Annotated in this window: 20 protein-coding genes; 6 read left to right on the top strand and 14 right to left on the bottom strand. The window is 67.3% G+C overall.

What is annotated here, in order from left to right:
• Window positions 1-39: 39 nt before the first annotated feature.
• The gene (locus AC5RWT_RS12080) at window positions 40-1,419 is read right to left on the bottom strand and encodes a M20/M25/M40 family metallo-hydrolase (RefSeq protein ID WP_494043749.1); all 1,380 of its coding nucleotides are present in this window, start codon (window positions 1,417-1,419) and stop codon (window positions 40-42) included.
• A gap of 111 nt (window positions 1,420-1,530) precedes the next feature.
• On the opposite strand from AC5RWT_RS12080, the gene AC5RWT_RS12075 reads away from it, so the two are divergent.
• Complete coding sequence (locus AC5RWT_RS12075; protein WP_494043748.1) at window positions 1,531-2,112, top strand: DUF3043 domain-containing protein; 582 nt, start codon at window positions 1,531-1,533, stop codon at window positions 2,110-2,112.
• Window positions 2,113-2,216: 104 nt separating this feature from the next.
• On the opposite strand, the gene AC5RWT_RS12070 is transcribed toward AC5RWT_RS12075, so the two are convergent.
• Window positions 2,217-3,284 carry a quinone-dependent dihydroorotate dehydrogenase gene (locus AC5RWT_RS12070; protein WP_494080419.1) on the bottom strand — a complete coding sequence of 356 codons (1,068 nt, stop codon included), beginning with the start codon at window positions 3,282-3,284 and terminating at the stop codon, window positions 2,217-2,219.
• A gap of 100 nt (window positions 3,285-3,384) precedes the next feature.
• Between AC5RWT_RS12070 and AC5RWT_RS12065 the strand changes: the two genes are divergently transcribed.
• On the top strand, window positions 3,385-4,398 hold the full coding sequence (locus tag AC5RWT_RS12065) for an alpha/beta hydrolase (protein WP_494080418.1): 1,014 nt from the start codon (window positions 3,385-3,387) through the stop codon (window positions 4,396-4,398).
• Here AC5RWT_RS12065 and AC5RWT_RS12060 read toward each other — a convergent pair.
• The 3 genes from AC5RWT_RS12060 to leuA all read right to left on the bottom strand — a co-directional run bounded on the left by AC5RWT_RS12060 (window position 4,395) and on the right by leuA (window position 7,778).
• A complete protein-coding gene (locus AC5RWT_RS12060) occupies window positions 4,395-5,195 on the bottom strand; it encodes an isoprenyl transferase (RefSeq protein ID WP_494043745.1) in 801 nt (266 codons plus the stop codon). The genes AC5RWT_RS12065 and AC5RWT_RS12060 overlap by 4 nt on opposite strands.
• Window positions 5,192-5,944 (bottom strand): DNA repair protein RecO, encoded by a 753-nt coding sequence (gene recO, locus AC5RWT_RS12055; RefSeq protein WP_494080417.1) that lies wholly within the window; start codon window positions 5,942-5,944, stop codon window positions 5,192-5,194. The genes AC5RWT_RS12060 and recO overlap by 4 nt, the downstream gene beginning before the upstream one ends.
• A gap of 79 nt (window positions 5,945-6,023) precedes the next feature.
• Window positions 6,024-7,778 (bottom strand): 2-isopropylmalate synthase, encoded by a 1,755-nt coding sequence (leuA, locus tag AC5RWT_RS12050; RefSeq protein ID WP_494043743.1) that lies wholly within the window; start codon window positions 7,776-7,778, stop codon window positions 6,024-6,026.
• A 210-nt stretch (window positions 7,779-7,988) separates the two neighbouring features.
• Between leuA and AC5RWT_RS12045 the strand changes: the two genes are divergently transcribed.
• Complete coding sequence (locus AC5RWT_RS12045; RefSeq protein ID WP_494080416.1) at window positions 7,989-9,929, top strand: M13 family metallopeptidase; 1,941 nt, start codon at window positions 7,989-7,991, stop codon at window positions 9,927-9,929.
• Window positions 9,930-9,933: 4 nt separating this feature from the next.
• On the opposite strand, the gene AC5RWT_RS12040 is transcribed toward AC5RWT_RS12045, so the two are convergent.
• The 5 genes from AC5RWT_RS12040 to AC5RWT_RS12020 all read right to left on the bottom strand — a co-directional run bounded on the left by AC5RWT_RS12040 (window position 9,934) and on the right by AC5RWT_RS12020 (window position 15,569).
• The gene (locus AC5RWT_RS12040; protein ID WP_494080415.1) at window positions 9,934-11,475 is read right to left on the bottom strand and encodes an LCP family protein; all 1,542 of its coding nucleotides are present in this window, start codon (window positions 11,473-11,475) and stop codon (window positions 9,934-9,936) included.
• 213 nt (window positions 11,476-11,688) lie between these two features.
• Window positions 11,689-12,636: a GTPase Era gene (gene era, locus AC5RWT_RS12035; protein ID WP_494044183.1), complete on the bottom strand. Its 948-nt coding sequence runs from the start codon at window positions 12,634-12,636 to the stop codon at window positions 11,689-11,691.
• 38 nt (window positions 12,637-12,674) lie between these two features.
• Window positions 12,675-14,012, bottom strand: a complete 1,338-nt coding sequence (locus tag AC5RWT_RS12030) for a hemolysin family protein (protein ID WP_494080414.1) — start codon at window positions 14,010-14,012, stop codon at window positions 12,675-12,677.
• A gap of 10 nt (window positions 14,013-14,022) precedes the next feature.
• Window positions 14,023-14,496, bottom strand: a complete 474-nt coding sequence (gene ybeY, locus AC5RWT_RS12025) for an rRNA maturation RNase YbeY (RefSeq protein ID WP_127512625.1) — start codon at window positions 14,494-14,496, stop codon at window positions 14,023-14,025.
• Window positions 14,493-15,569: a PhoH family protein gene (locus AC5RWT_RS12020; RefSeq protein ID WP_494080423.1), complete on the bottom strand. Its 1,077-nt coding sequence runs from the start codon at window positions 15,567-15,569 to the stop codon at window positions 14,493-14,495. The genes ybeY and AC5RWT_RS12020 overlap by 4 nt, the downstream gene beginning before the upstream one ends.
• Window positions 15,570-15,948: 379 nt before the next feature.
• On the opposite strand from AC5RWT_RS12020, the gene AC5RWT_RS12015 reads away from it, so the two are divergent.
• Window positions 15,949-16,857, top strand: coding sequence for a GerMN domain-containing protein (locus AC5RWT_RS12015; RefSeq protein ID WP_494043739.1), 909 nt, complete (start codon window positions 15,949-15,951; stop codon window positions 16,855-16,857).
• Between the two features lie 55 nt (window positions 16,858-16,912).
• Here AC5RWT_RS12015 and AC5RWT_RS12010 read toward each other — a convergent pair whose 3' ends face one another.
• The 3 genes from AC5RWT_RS12010 to hrcA all read right to left on the bottom strand — a co-directional run bounded on the left by AC5RWT_RS12010 (window position 16,913) and on the right by hrcA (window position 19,982).
• The gene (locus AC5RWT_RS12010; protein ID WP_494080413.1) at window positions 16,913-17,761 is read right to left on the bottom strand and encodes a 16S rRNA (uracil(1498)-N(3))-methyltransferase; all 849 of its coding nucleotides are present in this window, start codon (window positions 17,759-17,761) and stop codon (window positions 16,913-16,915) included.
• A 2-nt stretch (window positions 17,762-17,763) separates the two neighbouring features.
• Window positions 17,764-18,894, bottom strand: coding sequence for a molecular chaperone DnaJ (gene dnaJ, locus AC5RWT_RS12005; RefSeq protein ID WP_494044181.1), 1,131 nt, complete (start codon window positions 18,892-18,894; stop codon window positions 17,764-17,766).
• Window positions 18,895-18,962: 68 nt separating this feature from the next.
• On the bottom strand, window positions 18,963-19,982 hold the full coding sequence (gene hrcA / locus AC5RWT_RS12000; protein ID WP_494043737.1) for a heat-inducible transcriptional repressor HrcA: 1,020 nt from the start codon (window positions 19,980-19,982) through the stop codon (window positions 18,963-18,965).
• Window positions 19,983-20,130: 148 nt separating this feature from the next.
• Between hrcA and AC5RWT_RS11995 the strand changes: the two genes are divergently transcribed.
• Together AC5RWT_RS11995 and AC5RWT_RS11990 are read left to right on the top strand one after the other, a co-directional pair.
• On the top strand, window positions 20,131-20,973 hold the full coding sequence (locus AC5RWT_RS11995; RefSeq protein WP_494043736.1) for a DUF3097 domain-containing protein: 843 nt from the start codon (window positions 20,131-20,133) through the stop codon (window positions 20,971-20,973).
• Window positions 20,974-21,080: 107 nt separating this feature from the next.
• Entirely contained in the window at window positions 21,081-21,503 is a 423-nt protein-coding gene (locus AC5RWT_RS11990; protein ID WP_494043735.1) for a DUF4870 domain-containing protein, read from the top strand.
• A 53-nt stretch (window positions 21,504-21,556) separates the two neighbouring features.
• Here AC5RWT_RS11990 and AC5RWT_RS11985 read toward each other — a convergent pair whose 3' ends face one another.
• Window positions 21,557-21,934 carry a DUF1622 domain-containing protein gene (locus AC5RWT_RS11985; protein WP_494043734.1) on the bottom strand — a complete coding sequence of 126 codons (378 nt, stop codon included), beginning with the start codon at window positions 21,932-21,934 and terminating at the stop codon, window positions 21,557-21,559.
• Window positions 21,935-22,115 lie beyond the last annotated feature (181 nt).

Below are 22,115 nucleotides of genomic sequence, written 5' to 3'. Positions count from 1 at the left end.
GATAACTTGGCAGCTCTCCAGGCCCTTCCGGACACTGCCTCAGATGCCCTCTTCGTTCACCCGGGCCAGCAGCAGCGCCTGGGCCAGGACCGCGTTGCGGAAGTCCCCCAGATGCAGCGACTCATTAGCCGAATGCGCCCGCGAATCGGGGTCTTCCACACCGGTAATCAGGATCTGCGCCTGCGGATAGATTTCCGTCAGGTCGGCGATGAACGGGATCGACCCGCCCATGCCCGCCTCCACCGGCTGCGTGCCCCAGGCCTGTTCCAGTGCCCACAGCGCGGCCCGGGCCGCGGGGGCCGCGGTATCGGTGGCGAAAGCCTGGCCCCGCTCCCCCGGGACGAACGTGGCCTCCGCCCCGAACGGCGCATGGGCGGCCACATGGGCAGCCAGCGCGTCCATCGCCCGGTCGGGGTCCTGGCCCGGTGCGAGACGCAGGCTGATCTTGGCCCTGGCCGCCGGAATCAAGGTGTTGGATGCCAGCTCCACGCTGGGAGCATCAATGCCGATCACCGACAGGGCCGGCTTGTTCCACAGCCGGTCGGCAATGCTGCCGGTACCCGCCAGCTGCACCGAGTCCAGCACCGACGAATCGCGCCGGAAGTCCTCCTCCGGATAGTCGACCGCCGCGGCGGGAGCCGAGACAAGCCCGTCGATGGCGACAGCACCGTCGTCGTCGTGGAATGTGGCGATCAGCCGGGCGAGCAGGGTGGGCGCATCCAACAGCGGGCCGCCGAACATGCCCGAGTGGACGGCGTGGTCCAGCACCCGCAGCTCCACGGTGCCGTCCACCAGGCCGCGCAGGCTGGTGGTCAGGGCCGGAACGCCGACCTTCCAGTTGCTGGAGTCGGCAACGATGATGGCGTCGGCGCACAGCAGCTCGCGGTGTGTTTCGAGGAAGGAACGGAAGGTCGGTGAACCGGCCTCTTCCTCCCCCTCAAAGAAGAAGGTGACGCCGACGCCGAAGTCGTCGCCGAGGACCTCCAGCAGCGCCCGCAACGAGGCCAGGTGGACCATAATCCCGGCCTTGTCATCGGCGGTGCCGCGGCCGTACAGCCGGCCGTCCATCTCCGTGGCCTTGAACGGCTCGGTCCGCCAGAGCGCCGGATCCCCCGGCGGCTGCACGTCGTGGTGCGCATACAGCAGCACGGTCGGCTTGCCGGCGGCGGCCGGACGGCGGGCCACCACGGCCGGGCCGCCAGCCGACTCGCCGTTCGGCACACTCAGGATCTGCACGTCCTCCAGCCCCAGCTCCTGGACCAGGCCGGCTACGGCATCGGCGCTGCGGACCAGGTCTTGCTGATCGAAGGCCGCCCAGGCGATCCCCGGGATGGAAACCAGTTGCTCCAGCGATGAGATGGTGCGTCCCATGCCGGAGTCGACCGCGGCCGCAAGTTTTTCAACGTTTACATTGGTCATAGCCGACACCCTACCGCCCGCATTGCGGTCGCGCCGATGCCCGTGAGGCGGCCGCCGTGCCGGTGCGTCAAGGCGGGCGGATACACGTGGGCGGTCCGGTATTCTTGACTAGTGTTCGGACGTAAAAAAGAGGCTCCCACGCCCCAAGAAACCATCGACCAAGCCACCGCGGCGCAGCCTCGGGACGGCAAGGGTACGCCCACGCCCCGGCGCAAGGACCAGGAAGCTGCGCGCAAGCGCCCGCTGGTCCCGAACGACCGTAAAGCAGCCCGAGACGCCAACCGCATTGCACAGGCGGACCAGCGGCTGAAGATGCGCGAGGCGATGAACACCGGCGACGAGCGCTACCTGCCGTTCCGCGACAAAGGCCCGCAGAAGCGCTTTGTCCGGGACTTCGTAGATGCCCGCTGGGTGTTGGGCGAATTCCTGATCGTCTTTGCCCTGATCTTCGTGATCCTCAGCTTCGTCCGCGACCTTAACGTCCAGGCCTTTATCCTGGTGGGGTTCTGGGTGCTGCTGGGACTGGTAGCCGTCGACGCCATCATCCTGGGCCGGCAGCTCAAGAAGCGCCTGACCGCCAAGTTCGGCGAGGTGGAGCGCGGCGCAGTCTGGTACGGGGTGATGCGCGGCCTGCAGCTGCGCCGGATGCGGCTGCCGAAGCCTCAGGTCAAGCGCGGCCAATACCCCAGCTGATTCTCCGCGGAGGGCACCGCATCAAAGGGTCGGGAGCACTGCTGCTCCCGACCCCTTTTGCATGCCCGCTGCGGTATCAGCTCCGCCGGTTCAGCTCCGCAGCTTCAGCGTCGCCGCTTCGCCAGGCCACGGTTGATCCGGCTGGCCCAGAACGGACCCTCGTACAGGAAGGCCGTGTAGCCCTGCACCAGCGTGGCCCCGGCGTCCAGCCGTTGCTGCACGTCGTCGGCCGTCTCCACGCCGCCCACGGACACCAGCACCACCTCATGTCCGACGGCGGTGCGCAGCCGGCGCAGCACCTCGAGCGACCGCTGCTTCAGGGGTGCTCCGGACAGGCCTCCGTCGCCGCACGCGGCGACCTTGGCCTGGTCCGATACCAGGCCGTCACGGGAAATCGTCGTGTTGGTCGCGATGATGCCGTCCAGGCCCAGCTCCTGCGCCAGCCGGGCGACGTCGTCGATGTCTTCGGCGCTCAGGTCCGGGGCGATCTTGACCAGCAGCGGCACATGCCGCCCGGCCACCGAATCGGCAGTCTCCCGCACTGCCAGCAGCAGCGGCCGCAGCGTGTCCACGCTCTGCAGCAGCCGCAGGCCCGGCGTGTTCGGCGAGGACACGTTCACCACCAGATAGTCCGCAGAGGTGGCCAGCAATCGGGTGCTCTTCAGATAGTCCTCGGTGGCATTGTCCAGTTCCACCACCTTGGTCTTGCCGATGTTGATGCCGATGACCGGGCGCAGCGTGCCATAGCGGGCGGCGAGCCGGCGCCGGGCGGCGGCGATCCGCGGTGCGACCGCCGCCGCGCCGTCGTTGTTGAATCCCATCCGGTTAATCACGGCGCGGTCCTCGATCAGCCGGAACAGCCGCGGCTGCGCGTTGCCGGGCTGAGCGCTGCCGGTGATGGTGCCGACCTCCACCGCGCCGAAACCCAGGTCGGCCAGAGCCTCGATGCCGTGTCCTTCCTTATCAAAGCCGGCGGCCAGGCCGAACGGCGACGGGAAGGTCAGGCCCAGGGCCTGGGTGGCCAGCGACGGATGCGGACGGGTCAGGCGCCGCAGCACGGCCCCGGCCCCGCAGCGGTGTGCGGCGCGGATGAGCTGGAAACCGATTCGGTGTGCGCGCTCGGCGTCCATCCAGGAGAACGCGGCGCGGAAGAAGGCTGGGTACAGGCGCATGGTCCTAGTTTTCCGTGTGCAGGCCGCCGCACCAAACCGTGTCGCGCGGGCGATAGCATTGGGGTCAGCGACCCTGGCGAGAGGAAGGACCACCCTGGCGATGGCAGCCGACTGGCAGGAAGACATGCTCGGTGCGGAGTTCGAGTCAACGGTCCTGCAGGTGCCGGCCGTTAATGGCGCGGCACAGCGGGCCACGCTGATCCGCTATCTGCCGGAGTCCCCGCGGCGCTCCCCCGGCGGCCATGCCGTCCTGTATGTGCACGGCTGGAGCGACTATTTCTTCAACACCGAACTGGCCGGCTTCTGGCACCGGCAAGGGGTGGCCTTCTACGCGTTGGACCTGCACCACCACGGCCGCAGCCTGCAGGAGGGCGACCCCGCGGGCTACGTGACCGATCTGAGCCAATACGACGACGAGATCTCCCTGGCGCTGGATCTGATCCGCGAGGAAAACGGCGGCGCGGAGACGAACATCACGCTGATGGGACACTCGACCGGCGGGCTGGTGGCGTCTTTGTGGGCGGCCGAACATCCCGGCCGGCTTCGCGCGCTGGTGCTGAACAGCCCGTGGCTGGAAATGCACGGCAGCGCCTTGGTCCGCCGCGCCGCGGGCGCCGTGCTGGAACCACTGTCCCGGCTGAAGCCAGAGGCCGAAATCAGGCTTCCCGTGCGCGGCTTCTATTACCGCAGCATCAGCCGCACGGCCGAGGGCGAATGGGACCTGGACCCCAAGCTGCGTCCGCCGGAGTCCTTCCCGGTGCGCGCCGGCTGGCTCAGCGCCATCTGGGACGGCCAGGCGAAAGTCGCGAAGGGCCTCAACCTGGAGATCCCGGTGCTGGTGATGTCTTCGACGCGCAGCATGAACGGGCCGGTCTGGCACGAGGACATGAAGAATACCGACGTGGTGCTGGACATCCGCACGATGACCGAGCGGGCGGTGCGGCTGGGCCGCAGCGTGACCATCGAACAGGTCCAGAATGCCCTGCACGATGTTTTCCTCTCCCGGGCCGACGTGCGCCGGGACGCCTATGCGCGGCTGCAGCGCTGGGCGCAGGCCTACATGCTCCAGGGCGGGAAGACCGAGCACCCCGCCCTTCCGCCGCAACCGGCCTAGGCGCCGCCCGCGGCCGCGGCGTCCACCGCTCCCCCATACCGGCGGTCGCGGCGGGCGTAGATGTCGATGGCTTCCCACAGCGTGCGCCGGTCGACATCGGGCCACAGCGTATCCATGAACACCATCTCGGCATACGCCGACTGCCAGAGCATGAAGTTGGAGAAGCGCTGCTCCCCCGACGTGCGCAGGAACAAGTCGACGTCCGGCAGGTCCGGCTCGTCAAGGTAGCGCTGCACGGTCTTTTCCGAGACCGACGACGCCCGCAGCCTGCCGGCCGCAACGTCGGCGGCGATGGCGGCAGCGGCGTCGGCGATTTCCGCCCGGCCGCCGTAGTTCACGCACATGGTCAGCGTGCAAGTGGAGTTGCCGGCCGTCTGCCGCTCGGCGACCTCCAGTTCGTTGACCACCGACTTCCACAGCCGGGGCCGGCGGCCGGACCAGCGGATGCGCACGCCCCAGGCGTCCAGCTGGTCGCGCTGGCGACGCAGGACGTCCCGGCTGAAGCCCATCAGGAAGCGCACCTCGTCCGGCGACCGCTTCCAGTTCTCCGTGGAAAAGGCGTACACGCTGACGTGTTTGACCCCGATCTCGATGGCGCCGGCCATCACGTCCAGCAGTGCGGCTTCACCGGCCCTGTGGCCCTCGGTCCGCGGCAGGCCGCGCTGGTTGGCCCAGCGTCCGTTGCCGTCCATCACGATGGCCACGTGATCCGGAACCAGCGCCGGCGGCAGGTCGGGCGGCAGGGCGCCGGACGGGTGCGGCCAAGGCTGCTGCGGTTGCCGGGAAGTTGGGGTCACACTCGCTCCACATGCTTGAGGGATTTCAGGGTTCGTTCCAGGTGCCACTGCAGATAACTGGCCACCAGTCCAGCGGCTTCGCGGCGGGCTCCGGTGGCCGAGGCATCCGCGGCCGGCCAGTCCGCCGAGAGTAACGCGGCCAGCAACTGCATGGTCTGCGGCGCCGGCGACGCGGATCCCGGTGGCCGGCAGTCGTGGCATACCGCACCGCCCAGCGGCGCGTTGAAGGCCGTGTGCGGTCCCGGCGCACCGCAGCGGGCGCATTGGTCGAAGCTCGGTGCCCAACCCGCCGTCGCCAGGGCGCGCAGCAGGTAGGAATCAAGGATCAGCTCGGGCGCGTGGACGCTGCGGCTGAGCGCGGAGAGAGCGCCGATGACCAGCCCGTACTGCGCGCCGGCGGATTCGCCGTCGACGTCGGTGAGTTTTTCCGCCGTTTCGCAGATCGCGGCGGCCGAGGTGTATTTGGTGTAGTCGGCCGCGATGTCCCGGCCGTAGGGGCCCACCATCTGTGCCTGGGTGACAATGTCGAGGCTGCGGCCGGACACCAGCTGCAGGTCTGCCACCATGAACGGTTCCAGCACCGCGCCGAATTTACTGCTGGTGCGGCGTACACCCTTGGCGACCGCCCGGATCTGGCCGTGCTGCTTGGTGAGCAAGGTGATGATGCGGTCGGCCTCGCCGAGCTTGTGGGTCCGCAGGATGACGCCCTGGTCCCGGTAAGTACGGGAGGCGAAGGATCTGTTGGACACCGTTCCATTCTCCCACTAAAGCGGGCCTCCCTGCCGCGGTATGGCAGGAAGGCCCGCAAGGACGCTTTCGGTCGCCGGGCTAAAGCGAGGCGACGCTCTTCTTGGCGGTTTCGTCACGGATCGCGCGGTTCACGGCGGAGACCACGGCCTTCAGCGAGGACATCGTGGTGTTGGTGTCGATGCCCACGCCCCACAACACCCGCTCGCCCACGGCGCACTCGACGTAGGCAGCCGCCCGGGCGTTGCCGCCCTCGGACAGCGCATGCTCTGTGTAGTCCAGTACCCGTACGTCCACGCCGTCCTGGCGGAAGATCTCCAGCAGCGCGGCGATCGGCCCGTTGCCCTCGGCCGTGCGGCGGCTCTGCACGCCGTCCACGCCCATGGTCGCGGTCAGCTGGAACGTGCCGTCCTCGGCGCTGTCGGTCTTAACCGAGCCGAGTGTGTAGTGGCCCCAGCTGTTCTCGGGGGTCGGCAGGTACTCGTCGTTAAAGACCTCCCACAGCTGCGCCGGGCTGACTTCGCCGCCGACGGTTTCCGTGCGGCGCTGGATCACACCGGAGAATTCGATCTGTGCGCGGCGCGGCAGATCCAGCTTGTGCTCGTGCTTGAGCAGGTAGGCCACGCCGCCCTTGCCGGACTGCGAGTTGACCCTGATCACCGCTTCGTAGCTGCGGCCCAGGTCCTTGGGATCGACCGGCAGGTAAGGAACGGCCCAGACCAGCTCGTCCACCGTCTTGCCCTGGGCTGCTGCGTCCGCTTCCATCGCCTCGAAGCCCTTCTTGATGGCATCTTGGTGGGAGCCGGAGAAGGCGGTGAAAACCAGATCCCCGCCGTACGGGGAGCGCTCGGGCACCGGCAACTGGTTGCAGTATTCAACCGTGCGGCGGACGTCGTCGATGTTGGAGAAGTCGATCATCGGGTCAATGCCCTGGCTGAACATGTTCAGCCCCAGCGTCACCAAGTCCACGTTGCCGGTCCGCTCGCCGTTGCCGAACAGGCAGCCCTCGATCCGGTCGGCGCCGGCCAGGTAACCCAGTTCCGCCGCTGCCACACCGGTCCCGCGGTCGTTGTGCGGGTGCAGCGAGAGGATCACGTGCTCACGGTTGGACAGGTTCCGCGACATCCACTCGATGGAATCGGCGTAGACATTCGGCGTGGCCATCTCCACCGTGGCCGGCAGGTTCAGGATCACGTTGCGGTCCGCCGAGATTTCGAAGACGTCGGTGACGGCGTTGCAGATGCGGGCGGCGAACTCCAGTTCGGTTCCGGTGTAGGACTCGGGCGAGTACTCGTAAGTGATCTCGGTGCCCTTCAGGCCCTCTTCGTACTTGCGGCAGAGCCGGGCACCCTGCAGCGCGATGTCAACGATGCCGTCCTGGTCTTCGCGGAACACCACGCGGCGCTGCAGCACGGAGGTGGAGTTGTACAAGTGAACGATGGCGCGGCCGGCGCCGGCAATCGACTCGTAGGTGCGCTCGATCAAGTGTTCGCGGGACTGCGTGAGCACCTGGATGGTCACGTCGTCGGGGATCCGGTCGCCTTCGATCAGCTGGCGGACAAAGTCGAAGTCGGTCTGCGACGCAGACGGGAAGCCGACCTCGATCTCCTTGAAGCCCATGCCCACCAGCAGGTCGAACATCTTGTGCTTGCGTTCGGGGCTCATCGGGTCGATCAGCGCCTGGTTGCCGTCGCGCAGGTCCACGGCGCACCAGCGCGGGGCCTTGGTCATCACTTTGTCCGGCCAGGTGCGGTCGGGCAGTTCTACGGTGATCTGGTCCTGGAACGGAATGTACTTATGGATGGGCATTCCGGAGGGCTTTTGTGCGTTTCGCATTTTGTGGGTGGCCTTTTCTCATGAGAGCTAATTGAAGAATCTTGGCCGGGCAACACAAACTCCGCAGCGAGGGTTCGGCCTGTCAAACAGAAGTTCGCGTGGCCTCGCCGCGGCAGCTAAGAAGGAGCATTCCTGCGCGCACAATTTCACACTAGCACGGTGCGTAGGATGTGAGGGAAACCCTGACGCAACTATGAAATGAGGCGCCGCATGAGCCGCTCCGGAATCGTATTGTCCAACGTCGACCCGGCCGTCCGCCCGCAGGACGACCTCTTCCGGCACGTCAACGGCACGTGGCTCGCGGAGACCGCCATCCCGGACGACCGGGCGTTGGAAGGCTCCTTCACCGCCCTGCGCGACGCCTCCGAAGAGGCCGTGCACGCCATCATCGAGGACGCTGCCCGGCACCCCGACCCGGCCAGTCCGGCAGGCAAGATCGGCGTGCTCTATGCCGGGTTCATGGACACCCAAACGGTCGAAGCCAAGGGCTTCTCCCCGCTCGCCGAGCAATTTTCCGCCATCGCGAAAATCTCCGACCGGGACGGCCTGCGCGAGGTCATCGGCGCGTTCAGCCGCAGCGGCGCGGCCTATCCGCTGGCCTTCTTCGTCAACAACGACGCCGGCGACCCCACCCGCTACGTGATCTACCTGTACCAGGCGGGGCTGGGCCTGCCGGACGAGGCGTACTACCGGGAAGACGAATTCGGCCCCATCCGGGAGGCCTACCGTGGCTACGCCCGAAAGATGCTGGAACTGGCCGGCTTTGATCCGGCACAGGCTGACGCGGCACTGGACCTGGAGCACAAGCTGGCGGCCGGCCATCTGGACAAGGTCTCCTGCCGCGACCCGCAGCAGACCTACAATCTGCGGACCGATGAGCAGGTGGCGGCTATGGCCGGCTGGATGCCGGAATGGCTGGCGGCTCTGGGGCCGGAGGCGGCCGGCGCCGCCGACATGGTGGTGTGCCAGCCGGACTTCCTGCGCACGCTGGACGGACTGCTGGAGAACGAGCCGCTGGAGGCCTGGCAGGCGTGGCTGCGGCTCCAACTGCTGACGACGGCGGCGCCTTACCTCCACGACGAAGCGGTCCAGACCCACTTCGGCTTCTACGGCCGCACCCTGAGCGGCACCCCGGAGCTGAAGGAGCGGTGGAAGCGCGGGGTGGCCCTGGTTGAAGGCGCCCTCGGTGAAGCCATCGGCGAAGAATACGTGGCCCGGCATTTCCCGCCGACGCACAAGGCACGGATGGAGGAACTGGTCGCCAATCTGCTGGCTGCGTACCGGGAAAGCATCTCCGACCTGCAGTGGATGACCCAGGCCACGATCGGGAAGGCCCTGGAGAAGCTGGCAGGCTTCCGGACCAAGATCGGCTATCCGGAGAAGTGGATCGACTATTCCAGCTTCGTGCCGGCGGACGACGTCTGGGCCAATGTGCAGGCCTCCAATGAGTTTGAGGTCCGCCGGAACCTGGCCAAACTGGGCGGTCCCATCGACGAGGCGGAGTGGCACATGACTCCGCAGACGGTCAACGCCTACTACATGCCGACCATGAACGAAATCGTCTTCCCGGCCGCCATCCTGCAGCCGCCCTTCTTCGACGCCGAAGCCGATGCCGCGGCCAACTACGGTGCCATCGGCGCGGTCATCGGTCACGAAATCGGCCACGGCTTCGACGACAAGGGCTCACAGTATGACGGTACCGGCGCGCTGCGGAACTGGTGGTCGGACGAGGACCGGGCCGCCTTCGAGGGGCTGACCGGCCGATTGGTGGCCCAGTACGCCGCGCTGAGCCCGGCCGAGGCTCCCGGCAACACGGTCAACGGAGAACTCACGCTCGGCGAAAACATCGGCGACCTCGGCGGGCTGGCCATCGCCTACCGCGCCTACCAGTTGAGCCTGCAGGGCGAGGAGGCTCCGGTGGTCGACGGGCTGACCGGCAGCGAGCGGTTTTTCTACTCCTGGGCCGAATGCTGGCGCCAGAAGATCCGCTCGGAGGAGGCGGTGCGCCGGCTGGCGATCGACCCGCATTCGCCGAACGAATTCCGCTGCAACCAGGTGGTGCGCAACCTGGATGCCTTCCACGAAACCTTCGGCACGGCAGAGGGAGACGGGCTCTGGCTCACCCCGGAGGAACGGGTCCGGATCTGGTAGCCGGTTAGAAGGCGCCGGACTGCTGGCAGGTCACCTGATCAGCAGTCTGGCCCTTGAAGCCGCCGGCAACGCCACCGGTCTTCGCCAGCTGTTTACCGCTGGCGAAGTCCTGTCCCACCGAGAGCGAGACGCCGTAGTAGTCGCCGGAGACCAGCACATTGGCTTGGGGAACGTTCAGTTCCTTGGCCAAGGACTGGGCAACCTGTTCGAAGCCGGCGGAGTAATAAAGCTGGGTTGTTGTCCGTTCCGCCTCGCCGGCCACCGGGGTGGCCAACAGGTAGCCCAGTGCGTGCAGCTGCTTGGTCAGTTCCTGGCCGCGGTCCGCCGCGCCGGAGGCATTGACTACCTGGACGGGCTGCACGGCCGGATCGAAGGCGGGCACGTCCTGGCCTGGGGTGGGATCGCTCCCCGGCGTAGTCGCGCCGGCGTCAGCACCGCCGTCGTCGGCCTTCGGCATGGACGTCACGGCACCCGCATCAGAGCTGGAACCGGCCTTGTCGGTGGACTTGGCGTCGGACGAACCGGCGGTGTTGACCTCGGGGGCGGTGACGTCGCCGTCCTCGCGCAGGATCCGGAACAGCTCCTGTGCGGGCTCCTCGTCCAGCACCAGGCGGTTGCCGTCCACCGGGGAAGCCTGGGTGGGCAACGACACGAAGGCGACCTTGCTCAGGTCCACGGCCTTGACCCGGTCCGCCAGGGCCAGCAGCCGGGGAATCTCCGCCAGGCCCTCGTCCACAGTCAGGTTGCTGACCACGGCCTCGGCGATGGAATACAAGCGGGGCACGTTGGTCAGGGTTCCCTCGGACTGGATCTTGCGGGCCATGGAGGCCAGGAAACTCTGCTGCGCCCTGATCCGGCCGCGGTCTCCGCCGTCGCCGAAGGAGTGCCGGGTGCGCAGGAAAGCCAGCGCCTGCTCGCCCTGCACCGAGCTCACGCCCGCCGGCAGCTTCAGCTTCGAGTAGCTGTCGTTGATCGGTTCGTTGACGCACACGTCCACGCCGCCGATGACCGTGGAGAGTTCCTTGACCGCGTTGAAGTCGGCCATCATGAAGTGGTCGATCTCCAGGCCGGTCATCTCGTTCACCGCCGCGACGGTGCAGCCCGGTCCGCCATAGCTGAGGGCGGCGTTGAGCTGGGCGGACTGCTGTTCCGGATAGACCTGCCCGGTCTCCGGATCGGTGCAGCTGGGGATGGTGGTGAGCAGGTCGCGGGGCAGGCTGACCACGGTGACACGTTTGCGGTCCGCCGACAGGTTGGCCAGCATCATCACGTCCGATTTGCCCCAGCCCGCGGACGAGTCGTTCGAGCCGTATTTGCCGTCGGTGCCCTCCCGCGTGTCCGTACCCAGGATGAGGATCTGCACGGGATCCCGGCTCAGGTCCACCGGAAGCCCCGGGCCACCGGTGCCCAGGTTCAACGGCGTCGTGGTGATGCTGTCGCGCAGGCCGACGATTTTGAAGACGACGACGCCGACCCCGGCTGCCAGAGCCAAGGCCAGCACACCGGCCACGATCTTCAGCCATAGCAAGCGGGGTCCGCGACCCATGTGGCGCGGGGTGGAACGCCGCGCTGGTCCGCGCCGCTGCGGGGTTGACCCGGTCGGGCCCTGCGGTTCATCACTGGAGCTGCCGCGATGAGCCACTGGCTTTCCCCTTATATACGGTTGAAACGATTAATGCACGGTTGGCCTGCCCCAAACACAAGCCGCTAAGTATTGTACGGCCTGGAGCCGGGGAAAGTTCCCGGTTTGTACCGCTGCCTAGAAGCCCAGGCGCACCAATTGCTTGGGGTCGCGCTGCCAGTCCTTGGCGATTTTCACATGCAGGTCCAGGTAGACCCTGGTGCCGAGCAGGCCCTCGATCCCCTGGCGTGCCCGGGTGCCGACGTCGCGCAGCCTGGCACCGCCCTTGCCGATGATGATGGCCTTCTGCGACGGACGTTCCACGAACAGGTTGACCCGGACGTCCAGCAGCGGATTGTCGGCGCTGCGCCCTTCGCGCGGAACGATCTCCTCGACCACCACGGCCAGCGAGTGCGGCAACTCGTCGCGCACGCCCTCCAGCGCTGCCTCCCGGATGAGCTCGGCCACCATCACGGCCTCCGGCTCATCCGTGAGTTCGCCGTCCGGGTACAGCGGCGGCGACAGCGGCATCTGCTGGACCAGGACGTCGGCGACGGTCTGCACCTGGTCGCCCTTGGCGGCGGAAACCGGCACGATGGCAGCGAAACCGTCCGCGCCGAAGACCTCGGTACCGAGCCCGGCCACCGACAACAGCTGTTCGGCCAGCGTCTGCTTGTCCACCAGATCGGTCTTGGTCACCAGCGCCACCACGGGCTTGCGGGCCAAGCCCGCCAACTGGTTGGCAATGAACCGGTCGCCGGGGCCTATCTTCTCATTCGCCGGCAGGCAGAAACCGATGGCATCCACTTCCGAGAGCGTGTCGGCCACCAGGTCGTTCAGCCGCTGCCCCAGCAGGGTCCGCGGCCGGTGCAGTCCGGGTGTGTCCACCAGCACCAGCTGGGCGTCCGGCCGGTGCACGATGCCGCGGATCGTATGCCGGGTGGTCTGCGGCTTGGCGGAGGTGATGGCCACTTTCTGGCCGACCAGGGCGTTCGTCAGCGTGGACTTGCCCGCGTTGGGACGGCCTACCAGCGAAACGAACCCCGCGCGATAGTCCTCCGGCCAGCCGCTGGACGGCATGGCCATCGCCTTGTCGGTGCTGTTTTCGGCGTTTTCGGGGTTGGTCATCGTTCCCTCTCCGTCCCGGGCATGCGAGCGGGGTCATCGGCGGCGGCAGCGCCGTCGTCGTCGTTGGCGTATTGGTCTCGGGCCGGCGCGTCATACCAAGCCAGGACGTGGCTGACCCGATTGCGCCGCCCCTCCAGCCGTTCGGCGCGCAGATGCAGGCCCCCCAGCAGCACTTCGCTGCCCACGATCGGCACCCGGCCCAGGCTCTTGGCCAGCAGTCCGCCGACGGTGTCCACCTCTTCATCGTCCAGTTCCAGGCCGAACAGTTCACCGACGTCGTCGATGCTGGTGCGGGCGCTGACGCGGTACCGACCCTCCGGGAGCGCCTCAATCTCGGGGCGCTCCGTGTCGTACTCGTCGACGATCTCGCCGACGATCTCTTCAATCAGGTCTTCCAGCGTGACCAGTCCGGCGGTGCCGCCGTACTCGTCGATCACAATGGCCACGTGCGTGGACTCGCGCTGCATTTCCTGCAGCAGTTCCCCCACCGCCTTGGACTCCGGCACGTAGCGGACTTCGCGGCAGATCTGGTCCACCAGCATGCCGGCACCGTGGTCGGCACGGCCGTGGATCCTGGCCGCGACGTCCTTCAGGTAGAGGATGCCGCGGACCTGGTCTGCGGTGTCCATGATCACCGGGATGCGCGAGTAGCCGGACTGCAGGAACAGCGTCATGGCTTCCTGCAGCGTGGAGCCGGAGTCGATGCTGAGCATGTCCGTGCGCGGCACCATCACCGCCCTGACCTTGGTGTCGCCCAATTCGAAGACCGAATGGATCAGTTCCGCTTCCGTGTCCTCGATCATGTCCGATTCGTTGGCCCGGTCCACCAGTTCGCGGAATTCCTCTTCGGTGAAGAAGGCAGCATCGGCACGGGGCGCATTCGGCGCCACCGCGCTGCCCACACGGACCAGCCACTGCGGCACCGGGCCCAACACCGCGCACAGCAGCCGGACCAGCAAGGCGGTGGAGAGGACCACTGCACTGGCGTGCATCCGGCCCAGTTGCCGCGGCGACACCCCGACCAGCACGAACCCCACCCCGGCCATGGTGGCGGTGGCGAGCAGCCCGGCCAGCCAGATGTTGCCCAGCAGATCATGGAACAGCAGCGCGATGGCCACCGCGGCGGCCATCTCGAACCAGACGCGCCAGAAACGCAACGCGTGCATGTGCGCCGCCGGCGAGGCCAGGATGACGCGCAGACTGCGGCTGCGTCCGGAACGCAGCAAATGTTCGGCGTCGTGGCGCGGCAGGTAGGTGAACGCTGCCTCGGCGGCGGTGAGCGCGCCAGCGAACAACGTGAAAGCCAGCGTCATGCCGGCAAGAATCCAGAGCATCGTCGCGTCTCTACAGCGTGGTTTCGGTGGGGGCGGCCTTGCCCGTGAAGGAGGAAAGCAGCTGGCGCTGGAGGCCGAACATTTCTTCCTTTTCGGCCGGCTCCGCGTGGTCGAAACCGAGCAAATGCAGGATGCCGTGCGTGGTCAGCAGCAGCATTTCATCCAGCAGCCCGTGGCCGGCCTTCTGCGCCTGCTCCTGCGCCACCTGCGGACAGATCACGATGTCGCCGAGCACGCCGGCCGCGCCGGGCTTCATGGCGGTGCCGGGGCGGAGCTCATCCATCGGGAAGGACAGCACGTCGGTGGCGCCGGGTTCGTCCATCCATTCGATGTGCAGCCGTTCCATCGCCTCGGTGTCCACCATGATGATGGACAGCTCGGCTTCCGGATGCACATAGAGCGAATCCAGCACGAACCGAGCCAGCCGGACCAGCTCTTCTTCGTCGGCCGCGACCGTTGATTCGTTATTGACCTCGATGCTCATGCTCCACCCTCCGGGCCGGCCTCCGCTTCCATCTTCCGCCGGGCGGCCGATGCGCGGTGCGGCGTGCGGCCACCCGTGCTGCGTCGGTTCTCGTCCCAGCGGCTGTACGCAGTCACAATGTCGCTGACCAGCCGGTGCCGGACCACGTCCCTGGCATCGAGCTGGGAGAAGCTGACGTCCTCGACACCGACCAGGATTTCGCTGACGATCTTCAGGCCGGAGCTGGTGCCGCCGGGCAGGTCGATCTGCGTGACGTCGCCCGTCACCACCATCTTGGAACCAAAGCCCAGCCGGGTGAGGAACATCTTCATCTGTTCCGGCGTGGTGTTCTGTGCCTCGTCCAGGATGATGAAGGCGTCGTTAAGCGTGCGGCCGCGCATGTAGGCCAGCGGGGCCACCTCGATGGTGCCGGCGGCCATCAGGCGCGGAATCGACTCCGGGTCCATCATGTCGTGCAGTGCGTCGTAGAGCGGGCGCAGATACGGGTCGATCTTGTCGCTAAGCGTGCCCGGGAGGAAGCCCAGCCGCTCCCCTGCCTCGACGGCGGGACGAGTCAGGATGATTCGGTTGACCTCTTTATGCTGCAGGGCCTGGACCGCCTTGGCCATCGCCAGGTAGGTCTTGCCCGTGCCGGCCGGGCCGATACCGAACACCACCGTGTGGTTGTCGATGGCCTCGACGTAGTTCTTCTGGTTGAGCGTCTTGGGCCTGATGTTGCGGCCGCGCGAGGAAAGGATGTTCAGCGTCAGCACTTCGGCCGGCCGCTGCGCCGTCTGTTCGCCGAGCATGCGCAGCAGCTGGGCAACCACCTGCGGCGTGATCCGGGTGTCCTTGGCGGCCAGCGCGCGGATCTCCTCCACCAGGTTCAGCGTGAGTTGGACCGCGTCGGCGGGACCGGAAATGGAGAGCTCGTTACCGCGGACATGGAGGTTCACATCGCTGAACTCGGCCTCGATGACCTGCAGCACCTCATCGTGGGCACCGAGCGCCCTGACCATGTGTTCCGGCGAATCGAAATGGACGGAACGGCTGCTTGATCCCAGCGGATCGACATCCAGGCGTGATTGGGACATAGTCCGGCCGATGTGGCCTTTCATCGCTCCTTCGGTGGGCGCTGCTTGCGGTGCTGCTAACGGTGAGCCGGAAGTATTCCAGCCCTGACGGTACAAGGTACATGCTACGGCACGGGGCACCGCGGAGTCCTCTGCGGGGGTGAAAACGCCCAGATATCGATACTGCATCAATCGTGCATCAGTCCGGTTGAGGGCTGGTTAAAGCAGCCATCAGCCCCCCTGCCATATGCCAAGCTAGTGGGGCAGGAAAGCCGGACGCACCGGATCCTGACCCGCTTTTACCCCGTCGTTCCGGCCCGCCAGAAGGGATCCAGGCATTACCAGCAACCAGCTCCGGCAGCCTTCGGGCCCCGTCCCGGCACGCCGCTTCGGCGCGTGGTTGGCGCTGGTAACCGCGTCCTCGCTGGTGCTGCTCGGCTGCACACCGCATGGCAGTGTTAGCGGCGGGCAGACCTCCATGCCCGTCCCCACGGCTCCCACCGCGGCCAGCAGTCCGCTGGTCTCCAGCGCACCGGTGGAGACCCTGCGCTCCTCCGAACTCTCTCCCGTCTATTGGTTGGGCACCAACGCGGACAACGTGTTCCTGTACCGCGAATACCGCCAAGCGGAGAACCTCGGAGACCCCATTACGACGGCGGTGGCGGCCTTAACCCGCCTCAAGCCCCTGGATCCGGACTACTTCAATGCGCTCAGCCCCGCCAGCAAGGTGGGCGCTTCCATCACCAACGGCTCGGTCATCACACTGGACATCTCCTCCGATGCCTTCGACCGCCGCGTGGATGCCGGCATCGCCGAACGCGCCGTGCAGCAGCTGGTCTACACGGCCACCGCCGCCGCGGCCAACGCCGGACTCAGCAGCTCCGACAACCCGCTCGAAGTGGTGATCCTGGTGGACGGCCACCACGGCTACAAGGCCTTCGGCCATGTGCCGCTGGGCGAGCCGATGGCCCGGGACAGCAGCCTGGCGGCGCCGGTCTGGATCATCGACCCGGCCCAGGGGGCCTCGTCCGAGGGGCGCGTGGAGGTCTTCGGCCGCGGCGTCGCCTTCGAATCACAGTTGCGCTGGCAGGTCTACCGGATTCCGGACGCTGAAGAGGAGGCCGCCGAGGGCAAGCTGGTCAAGGCCGGAACGGTCTCCGTTGACGCGCCGGCCGGAGAAATCGGCGAGTTCAAGTTCAGCCAGAAACTGGACCCGGGCACCTACAAGCTCTACGTCTTCCATGAGGACGTGAGCGGGCAGACCGAAGAACGGCAGAATCCGGACAGCAAGGTCTTCACGATTAAGTAGGCCGCGGCGATCACGTGAGGCGATCACGTAGACCCTTGCCGGACTGCGTGTCGGTCTACCGCCAGCGGCCCAACATTTCGCTCAGCAAGGTCAAGGCGGCCGGTCCTGCCGTGGAGGAGCGCAGGACGTGCGGCCCCAGCCGCACCGCCAGCGCCCCGGCGTCCAGCATGGCGTCCACTTCCGCCTGGCTGATCCCGCCTTCCGGGCCCACGATCATCAGCACCCGCGCCGCGCTGCCGGGGCCGCCGTCGCGGGAGGCACCGACGTCAGGCGAGGCACCGCCGTCGTTGTTTGCCCGGGGTTCCGCACTGTTGGCGGCGCCGGCGCCCAATCCGGCACGTTGCACGGCATCGGCCACGCTGCCCTCGGCGTCTTCGTGCAGCAGCAGCGACAGCTTGCTGGAGCGGATCAAGGCACACAGCCCGGCGCGTTCGACCAGCGGTTCCACGTCCGGCACGCGCGCCCGCCGCGACTGCTTGGCGGCCGCCCGGACCGCCATTTGCCACTTGGCCGCGCCCTTGGCCGCCTTGTCGGCTTTCCAGCGCACGATGCTGCGTTCGGCCTGCCATGGGACCACCGTGTCGACGCCGAGCTCGGTGGCTGCCTCGATGGCCAGTTCGTCGCGGTTGCCCTTGGCCAGCGCCTGCACCAGCACCAGCTCCGGGTTCGGCTCCGGCTCCTGCAGGATCCGCAGGGCGCGGACGGTGAGCACGCCGGATCCGCCGGACACGGCCTCGCCGACCAGCCGGCGGCCGCGGCCGTCGGCAAGATCGACGGGTTCGCCGGGCTCGATCCGCTTGACCGTGACGGCATGGCGCGCCTCGTCCCCCGCCAGCGTGAAGTCATCGCCGGCGGCTACCGCGTCGAGTTCGCCCGGGGCGGTGAAGAACAGGTGGCTGGTCACGCCTAGAGGTTACCGAGCCGGTCGCGCAGCCGGGCGAAGACGCCGGTGCCGGAGGACGCCAGCTTCCCCTCGGTGTATTCCTCGCCGCGGGCCTGCGCCAGCCGGCGGAGCAGGTCTTCCTGTTCCGAGTCCAACTTGGTGGGCGTCTCCACATGCACATGCACCTGCAGGTCGCCGCGGCCGTAGCCGCGCAGATGCGTGACGCCCAGGCCGCGCAGCGTGAGGGTCTCCCCCGCCTGCGTGCCGGGCTTGATGCTCAGTTCGCGTTCGCCGTCGAAGGTATCCAGGGTGACGTCGGTGCCCAGCGCGGCCGCGGTCATCGGCACCGCCAGGCTGACGTGCAGGTCGTCGCCCTCGCGGATGAAGTTCTTGTCCGGGTTCACGCGGATCTCCACGTAGAGGTCGCCCTGGGGACCACCCGCCGGGCCCGCCTCGCCCTGGCCGGCCAGCTGGATCCGCGTTCCGGTTCCCACGCCGGCCGGCAGCTTGATGGTCAGCGAACGGCGGCTGCGGATGCGGCCCTCGCCGTTGCACTCGTTGCAGGGGTCCGGGATGATCGTGCCGAAGCCCTGGCAGCTGCCGCAGGCGGCCGTGGTCATGACTTGGCCCAGGATGGACCGCACGGCGCGCTGGACCTGGCCCGAGCCGCCGCAGATGTCGCAGGTGCGCGGGCTGGTGCCGGGGCGGCAGCAGCTGCCGTCGCAGGTGGGGCAGACCACGGCGGTATCCACCTCGATCTTCTTGTTCACCCCGAAGACTGCGTCCTTGAGATCGATCCGCACGTTGATCAGGGCGTCTTGGCCGCGCCGGGTGCGCGAGGCCGGACCGCCGCCCGCTCCGGCGCCGCCGAAGAAGCTCTCGAAGATGTCCTGGAAGGCGAAGCCGGAACCGGAGAAACCGCCGCCGAACCCGGTGTCATTGCCGTTTTCGTTGCCCGTGGTGTCGTAGACGCGCCGCTTCTGCGGGTCCGAGAGCACCTCGTAGGCGTGGCTGACCTGCTTGAACTCCTCGGCTGCTTCCGGGCCGGGGTTCACGTCCGGGTGCAGCTTGCGGGCCAGCTTGCGGTAGGCCTTCTTGATTTCCTCGGTCGAGGCGTCCTGGCTGACACCGAGGGCGTCGTAGTGGTTGCTCACCTTGTAATACTTCACTTCCTGGAGATCGGGTTCACCGGCGACGACGGCCGGTGCGGACATCGCGCGGCCTAGGGCTGGCCGGCGAGTATCCGTGACAAATAGCGTGCGACGGCGCGCACTGCCGCCATCGTGGTGGGATAGTCCATCCGGGTGGGGCCGAGAATGCCGACCTTGGCGGTGGCACCCGGACCATAGCCGGTGGCAACGACAGAGGTTTCCGCCAATGAGCCGTACGGATTTTCCCGGCCAATGCTCACCGACATGCCGTGCGCGTCCTGGTGCATTTCGGAGAGCAACTGCAGCAGGACCACCTGTTCTTCGAGTGCCTCGAGGATGGGGCCGATGCTCAGTGGGAAGTCCACCGTGGAACGGGCCAGGTTGGCCGTTCCGGCCATCAGGATTCGTTCCTCGCTGGTGGCCGCCGCCAGCTGGGCAAGCGATGCGGACAGTTCGTCGACGATCCCCGCATGCGCGGGCTCCGCCGGCACCGGGGAGGTCTTCAGCCGGTGCGGAACTCCGGCCAGCGGTTTCCCGGACAGCGCGGCCAGGAAGGCATTGCGCAGAGTGGCCAGAGCATCTTCCGCCACGTCCACCGGCAACAAGGCAACATGCTGGTCCACCTTGCCGTTGTCAGCGATCAGCACCACCAGCACCCGACGGGGGGCCAGCAAGACGAACTCGATATGCCGCACCTTGGCAGCGCCCAACTGCGGGTACTGGATCACCGCTACCTGGTTGGTCAGCTGGGACAGCAGTCGGACGGTGCGTTCCATCACGTCGTCCAGGTCGTCGGCGCCGTCCAGCAGTTTCTGGATGGCCCGACGCTCGGGGGCAGAGAGCGGCTTGACGTCCGAGATCCGGTCCACGAACAGTCGGTAGCCCTTGTCCGTGGGAATGCGGCCGGCACTGGTGTGCGGGGCAACGATCAGCCCGTCTTCCTCCAGCGCCGCCATGTCGTTGCGGATCGTGGCCGACGACACGCCCAGGCTGTGCCGGTCGACCAGTGCTTTGGAGCCAACCGGCTCCCGTGAATGCACATAGTCCTCGACAATGGCGCGGAGCACTTCCAGCCTCCGGACCTCGCTCACTGCACTCCTCCTGTCTTCGGCTCACGTTGATGACGGGTTGTTAGCACTCAACACGTCCAAGTGCTAAGTCTAATACGTCGCCCCCGTTGTTAGCATTGTCTTCGCGGCGGTGCCGCGGACGTACTACATGTGTAAGGACTTGAAGCATATGAGCAGCTACGGCTGGGGCCCCCAGGATCTCACCGCCCCCAAGGCCCGGGCCCTGCGCGAAGTGGCCGCCGAGCCGGGACTGGTGCTGGAGGATGCACAGAGCGGCTGGGTCGGCGCCGTGGTCCGGGTGGAAAAGTCCGGCGGCGTGCATCTGGTCTCGCTGGAGGACCGCCGGGGCAAGCTGCGCTCCTTCCCCCTGGGGTTCGGCTTCCTGTTGGAAGGCGAGCCGGTGAACGTGGTGCCGCCGGCGCCCACTGCGAAGGCTCCGGTCCGCCAGCGGACGGCCTCCGGCTCGGTGAAGGTGGAGGGCCAACGAGCCAGGGTGGCGCGTGCCAGCCGGATCTGGGTTGAAGGCAAGCACGATGCCGAACTGGTGGAAAAGGTGTGGGGAGACGACCTGCGGGTGGAGGGCATCGTCGTCGAGCCCCTGCATGGTGTGGACGACCTGGCCGCGGCCGTGGCGGACTTCTCCCCCGGCCCGCAGCGCAGGCTGGGCATCCTGGTGGACCATTTGGTGCCCCATTCCAAGGAGTGGCGGATTGCCGAGGCCGCCATGGCCGTCCCCGCGGCCGCCGGCAACGTGCTGATTGTGGGCCACCCCTACGTTGACGTCTGGCAGGCCATCAAGCCGTCGGTGATCGGCCGGGCGCAGTGGCCGGTGGTTCCGCGCGGCACCGACTGGAAGACCGGCATCCTCGCCGGTCTCGGCTGGCCGCACCGGACCCAGATCGACGTGGCCGACGGCTGGAAACGGCTGCTGGGCAGCGTGAACAGCTATGCGGATCTGGAGCCCAGCCTGCTGGGCCGGGTGGAGGAAGTCATCGATTTCCTCACCGTCTGAGCCGTTTCCCGCGCCCACTGCAGCCGCGGTCTGCACCGGGTCAAAGGTGGAACCGCTAGGCTAGGAACAGCAGTGAGCCATCAGCTGATTTTCCGAAGGTAGGTCCAGTGTCCGAGAACTCTGCTCGCAATCAGCAGCCGGAACGCAAGTCCGCTCCGCGCCCGCAGTACCAGAGCGCGTCGGCTTCCGCCTTGCCGCTGACACCTTCCGAGGACCGGCAGTGGGCAACCATGGCGCACTTCGGCGGGATCCTGGGCTGCTTCCCGTCGCTGGTGATCTACCTGATCTTCAAAGACCGGGGACCGTTTACCGCCCAGGAGTCCAAAGAGGCGCTGAACTTCACCGTCCCGCCCACCGCGGTGGCCATTGTGGCGAACCTGCTGATCCTCATTCCGGCCGTCAGCGGCATCTTTGCCGTCGTCGCCGCCGCCATTTGGGTCTTCCTCACGGTCTATTCCGTGATCGCCGGCATCAGATGCAACCGCGGTCTCCCGTACCGCTACGCCTACAACCTGCGCTTGTTCCGCTAAGCCTGCTGCCGCCCGGGCTGCCGCGGCAGCGGCAGGCTCTCCGCCATCCGCCTTCACTCCTCCTTCGCCACGGCAGACATGCCAGGCGCCGGGGCCGCTCTGCCCTGCCAGGGCCATTTACCAGTGATTTCCAGCTCCAGCGACCAACTGAGGAACGTTCGAATCAGCACGATCGCGGCAAGCACCGCCACGCTTTCCAGCGTCGGACTGACGGCGACGGTACGGATGATGTCGGCGGCCACCAGCAGTTCCAGGCCGAGCAGGATCGACCGCCCCAGAAAGCGGCGGAAGCTCTCGTATACGCCGGGCTCTCTCCGTACCAGCCTCGGGACGGCGATCAGCGCAGCCACTATTGCGCCGGTCACGATGGCGGCGACCCCCGCTGCGTCGATGAGGCGGCCGACTGCCTCTATTACTTCCCCGAACTCCATGGCATCCCCCGACCTTCACGGTCCGTCGCGGCACCGGCCCTACGCGGGTCGCCTTTCAGCTGACCTCCGGCCAAAGCCGATGCCTATGGCCGGTTGCTGAGCGCCGCACCGCTTCGGCGGCATTGCTTCACGGCGTGTTCGGCCTCATTCTCCGCCCCGCGGGGGAATCGGCGCAATGGAG

It is taken from the genome of Arthrobacter sp. Dra40, from assembly GCF_059091905.1.
This window is presented reverse-complemented; position numbering and strand designations above follow the sequence as displayed.

Excerpts from the sequence above, each read along its gene's own strand:
- AC5RWT_RS12080 (WP_494043749.1), bottom strand. The coding sequence starts at position 1,419 with ATGACCAATGTAAACGTTGAAAAACTTGCGGCCGCGGTCGACTCCGGC.
- AC5RWT_RS12070 (WP_494080419.1), bottom strand. The coding sequence starts at position 3,284 with ATGCGCCTGTACCCAGCCTTCTTCCGCGCCGCGTTCTCCTGGATGGAC.
- AC5RWT_RS12065 (WP_494080418.1), top strand. The coding sequence starts at position 3,385 with ATGGCAGCCGACTGGCAGGAAGACATGCTCGGTGCGGAGTTCGAGTCA.
- leuA (WP_494043743.1), bottom strand. The coding sequence starts at position 7,778 with ATGCGAAACGCACAAAAGCCCTCCGGAATGCCCATCCATAAGTACATT.
- AC5RWT_RS12045 (WP_494080416.1), top strand. The coding sequence starts at position 7,989 with ATGAGCCGCTCCGGAATCGTATTGTCCAACGTCGACCCGGCCGTCCGC.
- AC5RWT_RS12040 (WP_494080415.1), bottom strand. The coding sequence starts at position 11,475 with ATGGGTCGCGGACCCCGCTTGCTATGGCTGAAGATCGTGGCCGGTGTG.
- era (WP_494044183.1), bottom strand. The coding sequence starts at position 12,636 with ATGGCCATGCCGTCCAGCGGCTGGCCGGAGGACTATCGCGCGGGGTTC.
- AC5RWT_RS12030 (WP_494080414.1), bottom strand. The coding sequence starts at position 14,012 with ATGCTCTGGATTCTTGCCGGCATGACGCTGGCTTTCACGTTGTTCGCT.
- ybeY (WP_127512625.1), bottom strand. The coding sequence starts at position 14,496 with ATGAGCATCGAGGTCAATAACGAATCAACGGTCGCGGCCGACGAAGAA.
- AC5RWT_RS12020 (WP_494080423.1), bottom strand. The coding sequence starts at position 15,569 with ATGTCCCAATCACGCCTGGATGTCGATCCGCTGGGATCAAGCAGCCGT.
- AC5RWT_RS11995 (WP_494043736.1), top strand. The coding sequence starts at position 20,131 with ATGAGCAGCTACGGCTGGGGCCCCCAGGATCTCACCGCCCCCAAGGCC.
- AC5RWT_RS11985 (WP_494043734.1), bottom strand. The coding sequence starts at position 21,934 with ATGGAGTTCGGGGAAGTAATAGAGGCAGTCGGCCGCCTCATCGACGCA.